Origin of the sequence: Candidatus Burkholderia verschuerenii, assembly GCF_001189365.1 — a bacterium.
Taxonomy (GTDB): Bacteria; Pseudomonadota; Gammaproteobacteria; order Burkholderiales; family Burkholderiaceae; genus Caballeronia; species Caballeronia verschuerenii.
Map to the genome: position 1 here is coordinate 1 of NZ_LFJJ01000207.1, position 9,538 is coordinate 9,538.

At 60.7% G+C, this 9,538-nt stretch carries 8 protein-coding genes and 4 pseudogenes; 1 reads left to right on the forward strand and 11 read right to left on the reverse strand.

Annotated features, from left to right (window positions below):
• Nucleotides 1-428 (forward strand): annotated as a pseudogene (locus tag BVER_RS30650) (transposase); the annotation flags it as partial.
• Here BVER_RS30650 and BVER_RS24770 read toward each other — a convergent pair.
• The 11 genes and pseudogenes from BVER_RS24770 to BVER_RS24805 form a co-directional block, all read right to left on the reverse strand.
• Nucleotides 396-1,354, reverse strand: a pseudogene (locus BVER_RS24770) (extracellular solute-binding protein). The pseudogenes BVER_RS30650 and BVER_RS24770 overlap by 33 nt on opposite strands.
• A gap of 132 nt (nt 1,355-1,486) precedes the next feature.
• Nucleotides 1,487-1,669, reverse strand: coding sequence for a hypothetical protein (locus BVER_RS35350; protein ID WP_332309148.1), 183 nt, complete (start codon nt 1,667-1,669; stop codon nt 1,487-1,489).
• Nucleotides 1,624-2,562, reverse strand: a complete 939-nt coding sequence (locus BVER_RS24775) for a Dyp-type peroxidase (protein ID WP_269750801.1) — start codon at nt 2,560-2,562, stop codon at nt 1,624-1,626. The genes BVER_RS35350 and BVER_RS24775 overlap by 46 nt, the downstream gene beginning before the upstream one ends.
• Nucleotides 2,559-2,735 (reverse strand): hypothetical protein, encoded by a 177-nt coding sequence (locus BVER_RS34510; RefSeq protein ID WP_232316747.1) that lies wholly within the window; start codon nt 2,733-2,735, stop codon nt 2,559-2,561. Before BVER_RS34510 ends, BVER_RS24775 begins: the two co-directional genes overlap by 4 nt.
• Before the next feature lie 31 nt (nt 2,736-2,766).
• Entirely contained in the window at nt 2,767-2,922 is a 156-nt protein-coding gene (locus BVER_RS31880; RefSeq protein ID WP_157056213.1) for a hypothetical protein, read from the reverse strand.
• 43 nt (nt 2,923-2,965) lie between these two features.
• Complete coding sequence (locus BVER_RS24780) at nt 2,966-3,427, reverse strand: hypothetical protein (RefSeq protein ID WP_232316748.1); 462 nt, start codon at nt 3,425-3,427, stop codon at nt 2,966-2,968.
• A 22-nt stretch (nt 3,428-3,449) separates the two neighbouring features.
• Nucleotides 3,450-4,559 carry an AcrVA2 family anti-CRISPR protein gene (locus BVER_RS24785; RefSeq protein ID WP_157056214.1) on the reverse strand — a complete coding sequence of 370 codons (1,110 nt, stop codon included), beginning with the start codon at nt 4,557-4,559 and terminating at the stop codon, nt 3,450-3,452.
• Nucleotides 4,535-5,074 (reverse strand): hypothetical protein, encoded by a 540-nt coding sequence (locus BVER_RS24790; RefSeq protein ID WP_157056215.1) that lies wholly within the window; start codon nt 5,072-5,074, stop codon nt 4,535-4,537. Before BVER_RS24790 ends, BVER_RS24785 begins: the two co-directional genes overlap by 25 nt.
• A gap of 132 nt (nt 5,075-5,206) precedes the next feature.
• Nucleotides 5,207-6,890 (reverse strand): annotated as a pseudogene (locus tag BVER_RS24795) (site-specific integrase).
• Nucleotides 6,891-6,990: 100 nt separating this feature from the next.
• Entirely contained in the window at nt 6,991-7,359 is a 369-nt protein-coding gene (tnpC, locus tag BVER_RS24800; RefSeq protein WP_050455533.1) for a Tn3 family transposase post-transcriptional regulator TnpC, read from the reverse strand.
• Nucleotides 7,356-9,392 (reverse strand): annotated as a pseudogene (locus BVER_RS24805) (Tn3 family transposase); the annotation flags it as partial. The gene tnpC and the pseudogene BVER_RS24805, both read right to left, overlap by 4 nt.
• Nucleotides 9,393-9,538 lie beyond the last annotated feature (146 nt).

The window sequence follows — 9,538 nt, forward strand, 5'->3', positions numbered from 1 at the left end:
ACCGGGTGTTCGCACTCGACACGACGTACATTCCCATGGCGCGCGGCTTCGTGTATCTGATGGCGGTAGTGGATTGGGCGAGCCGCAAGGTTCTTGCGCACCGTGTGGCCATTACGCTGGAGGCGATGCATGCCGTCGAGGCACTGGAAGAAGCATTCGCCCGCTATGGACATCCTGACATCGTCAACACCGATCAGGGCAGCCAGCTCACGGCGGGCGCATTCACCGAGGCGGTGCTGGGCAGAGGGATTCGGCTGTCGATGGACGGCAAAGGCGCTTGGCGCGACAACGTGTTCGTCGAGCGCGTCTGGCGCAGCATCAAGTACGAGGAAGTCTATCTGAGGGCCTACGAGTCGGTCAGCCACGCCCGGCGCTCCATCGGCGACTACATTGAGCTATACAACCAGAAACGGCCCCATTCGAGCCTGGCTATCGTCGCCGAGCTGTTTGAACGACAGCAACAGCGGTTGCAGCTGATCGAAGGGCTTGAGCAGCGGATCGGGCGCGACACCCGCATGCAGCGGATGTTCGTAGCTGATGCGGCTCCTGGCCATCAACGCCTGCGCTCGCTGACGAGATACTTGAGGAACTGCTGCGCGCCATCGGTGTTGTGCGCGCTCTTCATGATCGCCGCGCCCGACACGTTGACGAGACTGCCCACATCGCCATTGCCGTAGTGATACAGCGCGCTGCGCGTGGCCTTGTCGCCGAGTTCGGCATGCAGACGCGCCCAGTAGTAGTCGTTGATGACGCCCGTCACCATGCCCCCGCGATTCACGGTGGCGACCACACCTTCGTCGTCATCGAAAATCTGCGCGTTGGTCTTGAGGCCCTTGAGCCATTGCAGAGTCTGGTCCTGGCCCTTCAGCGCGAGCACGGCACTCACGAGCGGCAGAAAATCCGCATCGCTCGGGGCAATACCGATCTTGCCTTTCCACTCGGGTTTGGCGAGATCGAACAGCGAAGGCGGCAGTTGCGACGCCTGGATCTTGCCCGTGTTGTAGGCGAGCACGCTCTCGCGCGCCGTCACGCCGACCCAATCGCCCATCGGGGAATTGAAGCGGGCGGGGATGACCGCGAGCGTCGCCGGATCGACCTTGGTGAGCAGGCCTTTCTCTTCGAGCAGTATCAGCTCGGGCGAGCTTTCTGTGAAGTACACATCGGCGGGCGTGTTCGCGCCTTCCGTCACGAGTTGCGCCGCGAGCGCCGACCCTTTGCCGTTGCGAATCTTCACGCCGATGCCGGTCTGCTGCTCGAAGTCCTTTGCGAGCAGGTTCATGACCTGTTCGTGCTGCGCGTTGTAGACGATGATCGAAGCGGCATGCGCGCTTGCCGCGATCGACAGAGACAACATCACCACTTGCGACAATTGCCGCCACGGGACCCACCGCGATTGAGACATGAAGCCTTTCCTCTTGACGTGTTGTTTTACGGGCGTCGATGCCCGCGCTCATGCTTCGAACGGTGCCGCGCCGATATACAAGCCTTACTTCGCGCCGGGCGGCAACGCGAAGATCGCGCTGCCCACGTGCGTCGTGAACTGGTTCATCATGTCGAACTTCGCGGGCTTGGAGTTGATCGGAATGAGTCCCGTGCGCGGGTCCGACTGATGCGCGATGAAGATCAGCCCCGCGTCATACTCGGTCTCCTGATGCCACGCGGCGGCCAGCGCTCGATATAGAAATTGGTGCCGTCGTTATACGAATACGAGCGGCGCAAGATCTGCATGCCGCTGTTGGTCATGTGATTCGACAATCGCACATGCGAATTCTCGGCGATCACGGTATTGCCGTCCTTGTCGACGGCGTCGAGGTCGACCGGATCGAATTCGTTCTTCTTGCCGATCGGCGCGCCGCTGTACTTGTGACGCCCGAACACCTGCTCCTGAAAGCCGAGTTCCATCGTGTCCCAATGTTCGAGCGTGATACGAATGCGCCGCACGACCGTATAAGTGCCGCCCTTCATCCAGACGACATCGGCGCCATCGGCCCAGACGAACTGGCTCATCGCCTTGCGTTGCGCCGTCGGCGGATTGTTGGTGCCGTCCTTGAAGCCCATCAGGTTGCGCGCCGTCTGTCCCTTTGGGCCGGAGAGGAAGCCCGCCTGACCCCAGCGGATCGTCGTGACGTTGGCAATCGTGCCCATGCGCGCCAACTGGTGCACCGCGTGAAACGCGACTCGCGCGTCGTTCGCGCAGGCCTGAGTCATCAGATCGCCGCCGGTCTTTTCTGGCACCAGTTGATCGCCGTTGAAGCGCGGCAGATCGACGAGCGCGGCGGGGCGCCTGGCCGCGAGGCCGAAGCGGTCGCGTCCTTCGCTCCTCTTGAAGAGGCCGGGGCTGAAGCCGAACGTGATCGTCAAACCCGATGCGCCTAGGCCGAGCATATCGGCGGAATCGGGTGCCGGCTGATCATCGGGCGTAGCGAGCGCGGCGGCTGTGTCGCCGCGCGTCATGCGGGCCGCCGCCTGTGTCCATGCGCGCAGCAGCGCCACGAGTTCGTCGCGGCTGTCGGTCTTCACGTCGAGGGCTGCCATGTAGGTATGGCTCTGCTGCGGCGTCACGATGCCCGCCTGATGCAAGCCGTAGAACGGCTCGGTCTGCCGCTGCGGGTCGTCTGCCGGGCGCGTGTCAGCGCTGCATGTGCGACGCCCGCCGTCGACGCGAAACCCGCCGCCGCGCCTGCCTTCAGAAAACCGCGCCGGCCGAGGCGACGCGGTGTATGATCGTCTTTCATGCTGCTGCCTTCCTTCGCGTCAACCGTTGCGTCACTTGGCGATGACGAGCGTATTGACATCGTCCTGCACGTAATAGAAGCCGTCGCCTTCCGGGGTCATCGCGATGCCGAACAGGTCGCAATTTCCCGGCGGGCTTTGCGCCTTGTCGGTATCGATCCAGCGCGCGTAAAGTTGGGGGGCGAACAAGCTAAAGATGAATTGCTATCATAAGCCTACGGGTTATGTAGATTTATGACTTGTGCGATATTTGGAATATGGACTTGGCTGACGTTCTCAACGGTGGAGCTTTCGTGTGCTCCGCCGACTGGTTATCGTCGGGGGCTTCCCGGGCGTCGCAGAAGAAGTTCAAGGTATCGTCGTCTTTGATTTTGATGTGCCAATGGCCGACACAGTACTTGGCGTCGGTGAATTCCTCCCGCCAGCGCTTCGAAAGCCTTTCGATCCACGCACGCCCTTCGGAGGGTATTTGCGGCGAAGCGGCCAGTTGCTGCAACATCTGTAGATAACTGGAGTCTCCCCGGTGAGAGGTGGCTGCAACGTGAGCGTTCCAGACCAGCACCACTAGCTTGTATACCTCACGCACCACGGCGATCGGTGTTTCTTCGGTAATGGCCTCGGATAAAAGTGGCTCGCCGAAGTCCAGGATCGTTTTCGAGATCTTATCGGTCTTGCCCACGCTTGCCTTATTCATCGTTTTGTTCCGGTAGATTGAATCAAGACACAAGGTAAAGATGTCCATCCTCAGGTTCAGGTGTGCCAGGTTTCGAGCCCACGATGACGGGCATCAGCCAAATCAGCTTCCGCAACGACCGACCGGGACCATGAACCTGATTGCGCCAGTGACCGCTGCGCCAGTGGGTTGCCACCTGCCCATGCCCCGAAGGATGAATACCGAGGGCGCTGCGCTGTTCCACGATACGTTTTCCACAAATGTGAACATGAACGTAGCCCAGCGATGTCAGTTTTGACTTGGCGCGCATTTTTTCCTTGTCCTTCCCTGACAGCACTTTCTGCTTGAGCGACTCCGCCGTCCCCGATGGCCAAATAGTATCGATATCATCGGGATAAGCCGCGACGTAGCACAGCGCGTTGACCACAAGTTGTAGCGCTGCCTTGTAGACCGGGAATCGACGATTGTTGATGTCCTCGCGTACAGTTGCCATCTCGGGCCCGACATCCACGATTCGTAGTCCTTCTGGCATGGTGGTACCCATGCTGGCCAGCATGGCCTGCATGGCCGCTGTGATGTCGCCTCCTGCTTTTGCTTTCCGATTGTGCAAGGTGGCGAGTCGATCCGACAGCACGGTATCGATGGCAGTGGCCAAATCCGTCGATCCAAAGTTGCCGACGAAGTCCTGAGTGTATTCCGCCTCCGGAAACAGATACCAGTGATTCGACAGTCCTCGATCGGCGGGAACCACCGTCACGGTGAAGCGCAATTCTCCACTGCGGCCTCGCTGTTCTATATACGCCCCGTCCACCAGCCATCCCGGTTCAAGCTCCAACTCCGCCTGCGGCCCAAAGTGCAGGTATTGCGATGCGTAGGGCATTTTGATGCTGGCCAGTGGAATGTCATCGATATCAGTTCGCGCGAGCATCTCCGTCAATTCGACCGGGAAATCCATGATCTGCCGGCCGGCCTGAACGAACCGGCCGTAGGCCGTGGCGAGTGTCCTTTCCGACTCGGAGACTCGCGAAGGCGATTGGTGCGAGTCCTTCTGCTTGCGGGGGAACCGCATCGATCGAATGTTCAGCTCGAGCATCACGAAGCGCACGATCTCGTTGATCTGCTCCAGCGTCAATATACCCGATACCGGTTCCACCTTGTGCGGTAGAACTTGCCAATGGATTCGGCATACTCCCGGTAGGCTTTGAACCGCTCGGGATGGTATCGATACAGTGGCGGCTCGGGTTTTTCGGTTGCTTTAGGCCTGCAGCGGTATTGCCTGTTATCGAACAGGAAGCCGATATCCGCGAACGCAATCACTGGATCGTCAACCTCATCGGTCCAACGATCCCACACGACGGGACCGCCTCGCATGTCATGCCAGCCGATTTCGATAGTGACTTCGCGCCCGTGGTTGGTCACCGCGACATAGCTCTCGAAGGCGTCCATTCCCTCCAGGAACGTACACATCTCTTCGAGACTGCTTTCGACCCGCTCCATTGACGCTTCCTGCGAGGGCGTGCCCACCCAATTGATCAATCCCTCGGCGTTTATCGGATCAAATTCCGCTTCGAAGTGGAGCACTTCGTCTGCGTTGGTTTGGATACTTCTCGTTAGTAATCGAACGTCGTCCGTGTACCCGTCGGCCAACAGGACGATCAAGATTTCCATGTACGTATCGGTCGAGATTTTTCCTGTGGGTTTGTGTGCCATACGTTCCGTTCGCGATAGGGCCCGCGCTCGACCCGACAGTACTCCTCGACTCCGTCGTTGGTCCAGCGCGACGTCGAGACCTTGGGCAGTCTATGCCTTGCGTGCCCCGAACGCTTGATCAAACTGCCGGGCCCGCTGCACCTCGTCGCTGTGCAAATAGGTCGACGTCGTCGAGATCGAGGCGTGCTGCAGGTTGTCGCGCACCATGATCAACTCGGCGCCCCGCGCCAGCGCGTGCGACGCGTGCGTGTGACGCATCCAGTGCGGGCTTGCGCGGCGGAGCTTCTCTGCGGTCGCTGGCCGTTCGTCCTGGATCGCGTCGGCCAGCCACTAGCCACTAGCACGAAGAACCGGCGTAGCACGCACCAGAGCCGCCTGGGTTCGATGCCCGCATCGTCCTCCTCGAGGCTCCCGACGAGCGACGTCGCCGGATTCCAACGTGCCGGCGTGACCGGCAGTCCACGCTGCACGAGATACTGATCCAGAGCGGTTCTGGCGAGCGCCGGTAACGTCACCTTGCCGAGCACGTGCAACCAGTGATCGCCATGCTCGTCGCGGCGGATGTCGCCGAGCGTCGCGCCGACCAGCTCGCTCGCGCGTAGGCCGGTCGCGTAACCGAAATCCAGCAGGAAGCGCAGACGCTGCGCGGCCGCTACGCTCCAGCCATACGACCACTCGAGGCCGTCGGCGAGCGCGCGGATCAGCAGCCACTCGCCTTCGGAGAAGCCCCGGGATACATCCAACTCGGCGCGCTGCGCGTGGCTCTTGACCTTGACGCCGGCGAACGGGTTCGCGAGCACGTAGCGCTGCTCGACCAACCAGCGAAACAGTGCCGACAGGACATTCAGGGCGTAGGCCGCCGAGCGGGCTGACAGTGGGCCAGTGAACGGCCGCCATTCGATGCTGTGCCGCGGCCGTGACGGTCCAACCCAGCGATCGCGCGGCGTCGGCCGCCGCAGGAAGCTCCGGTAGGCGATCGCGTCGTCGGTGGTGAGCGACGACAGGGCGCTGCCGCGCTCGACGATCGCCCACAAAATCAGGCGTTCGGCTTCTTTCCGGTAGGCGCGCGCGTGGACGCCGAATCGTGCAGCGACAGCCAAGACTGGATCGCCGCGTAGTCGTTGGATGCGTTCAGCAGACAGGCGGTTTGCGGCGCACGGAACTGTCCGCGCGAGCCGTCGACGTCGTGCGGCACGCGCAGTTGTTCCCACGGCACAACGTTGCCGACCGGCGTTGAGGCGATGAGGGCTCGTGCGCGTTCGGTCAGCGCCGGATGCGCGGCGAAGAACGCTTCGATCCGACGCGCGCCGGCGACGCCGAGTCCGGCGATTGCGGACCACCAGCGGCGTCGACGCGGAATCCGCACCGTCAGGTCGGCCAGCGTCCGAATGGCGTGGGCGTGCAGCGCCGCGGCAATGCGCGGCGGCAGCCACTGGTCGACCGCGTCGGTGATCAGCGGCGCTGGCGCAGGCAGATGGCGGAGCGTTTCGATCGCCCGTGCCACACCGTCGCCTGCGGTGTTCGTCGGACGATCGCCGAAGACGGCCGCCAGGTCTGGGCGATGGCGAATCAGCGCGTACGCGATGAGCTGCCGGCGAATCCGGCCGAGGATGCCGCGCGACGATGCGCCGGCTGAGCGCCGTTCACCCAGATAACGAACCACGGCGGCCCGCGCGTCCAGACCAACGTACCAGCCGCGCAGGGCCGCGAGCTCGGCCTCGTCCGGAAAGTCGGGGGATGCCTCGTCGCGGGGAGGGGTCTCATGCATTTCCATGCTCGCCAATTTGAATCAGAATCGATGATAGAACGATAATACCGGTTATCGTTCCAATAGTAATTGAAAGCCGGCGTAACGTCATTGACGCACCGCTATCTCATTGATCGTCGTCCTGTTCGTCGTCTGGATAGAGTGCTTCAAGCGGTTCCAGCACGGTTCGAATGCGTTGAAGTTCAATCAGATAATCGTCGATGAGATCAAGTGCATCCAGCACCTGTTCAACGAAGGTACCTTCTCGTCCCGACGTGACAATCGATGCCCCGTTTAGAATCGTGTGCGCCATGCCGTGGATAGCCAGTAGGTCATCCCGCAATCCTTCCGGATCATGGAGCCGCACTCGTAGCCGATCCAAAACGTCAACGCCATTTAGTAGCGTCGTCGTATCGTAGTGTTGCTCGAACTTGGTCAGAGCAGCGGTGTCGACGTCGCCGAACACAGTGGTCGTGACGGTTAGGCGTGCGTTCATGGGACGTGTCCTGCATACTGATCGTGAATCGCCCGTCCGAACAGTGGATCGTGAATCCAATCTTCAGGGCGTCGGTACAAGTGTAGTTTGTAGCGGCCGAACCGGCGGACGTTATGTGTCGGGTACGGACATAGAAATTCGATGTCTTCGAGCTGAATCTTCTCCCCTTCGGCGACCATGTCGCGCAGCACCCGCATCATGTCCACCGTGTTCTGTAAAATCACAGCGCTTGCGATCAAATCGTTATAGCGGAGACGTTTTTGCTGCTCTTCCGGATCGTTTACAGGGATGACGTCGCCGCCGAAGGAGAACCATTTCGCGAAGCCGTTGTACGACTCGATCTTGTTTGTATTGGCAGTAACATCCTGCCGTAGCTCACGGCTGCCGATCCATTCGAGCAGATAGACCGTGCGCACCACATTGCCGAGCTCGCGCGCGGCCAGATACAAGCGGTTCTTGCGACTCTCGGAACCCAGTCGGCGCAGCAGCAGCGGCGACGAAATTGTCCCCGCCTGGATTGACAGCGCCACCTGCATCAGCTCCTGCCAATGGCGCTCGATTAACACCCAGTCGATACTCCCAGTGAACAGCTTGTCGATGTGCTTGTACTTGGTCTTGCTGTTCGGCCTGTACAGCACCAGGTCTTTCCAGTTCCGGATTCGCGGCATCAGTTTGATACCGAGCAGGTGCGTGAACGCAAACACGGCCGCTGACTGGCCCTGTGTATCGGCGTGTACGGTGTCGGCCTGGACGGACAGGCCCGCCTTCATCAAGCCTTCGATCACGTAGATCGCTTCCCAGATGCCAGGCGGGATGAAATGCCGGAACGTCGCGATATAGTTGTTGCCGACGTGCCGGTACGCGACTGCGCCCATCTTCCGGTAGCGAAAGTGATACCCGACGAGAAGGTTGTTATCGTAGAAGTCGTATTGCGTACCGTCGGCTGCAACCGTCTTGCCGTCGCCCCAGTGTTTTGGCAGATCCAACCGTAGGTAGAGCTCGATCAGTTCGCGCTGGGCTGTTTCGAGTTTTTCCAGACTTATGTGCCGATGATTGGCGAACGACAGCATGTGCGCGGTCACGTCGCTGTCGAGGTGACGTGCAGCCTGCGTCGGCCCGAGATTGCAGCCCATCGCGAAGATCGTCAACAGGTAGCGCTCCGAGGCATCCTTGATCTGCGGATCGCTACCAGACAGCGGCCCGAAGTGACGCGTGAAATGTGTCCAGTGTTCGATATTCGCGAAGATGTCCAACACATTGCGCGTCGGTAGCCGTGCATTGATGCGCTCCTGCAGCGCGCTCGCGGGTATTTCTTTCGCGACCGGTTTGTGCAGGACTGGCTTGCCTTTCGCATCGATCGTGACATGACCGGCCAACCCGGGAAGAGCATCGTCGAGTCGCTTCGCAGCATCCGTGAGCCACTGTCGCAACTGCGCGATGAAGCCGCTCGCGTCCGCCGGCAGATTCAGCTTGGCGCAGTAGTCGAGTAGAAGCTGTTCACACTGACGCCACGGCAGCAAGTGGTCCCGATAGTCAGCATACGCGTCGGACCCGGACACGCAAAGATCGCCGACCCGCAGTTCCTCGGCCATGTACGAAAAGACGCACAGTTCCAGATAGCGTCGGTTCGTTGGTGGCCCGTCACCGTGCGATCGACGAACGAGCTTGCGCCAGCGGCCAGATGCGAAGCTGATGTCGACGTCAGCGTCGATCCATTCACGGTGTTTTGATTCATTTTCCAGGACGTTCGTCAATGCGTCGAGAAGTGTGTGAACTTGACTGGTCGAATTCCATTCAAGGGCGCTGGCAAGCCGTATCATGACTGAGCGGTGCGCCTTGAAATGCTTCCAGAGCAACGGCAGGTAGTTGCGGCCGCTATACGCGCGAATGGCCGCACAGCTCTCGCGCAGCGGCTCGAGGTTGCCGCTCGGCGCAAGCAACTGCCGAATCGCCTTGGCGATCGCAGTCTCGTCGGCTTCATCGGCCAGAATATCGACGACGCCGTCCAGCAATACGACAAGGTCCTCGATCTGATCGATCAAGAGATCCAGATTCTGAGTGCGCCGGTAGACCGGCAAGGAGTAGGTGGTGAAAGTCCACTGCGATGAAGGAGTAGCGAACCACATCGGCCCCGAGCCGTGCGCAGGTCACCGCGAGGTGGTCGGCGAAGCGTCGGCAG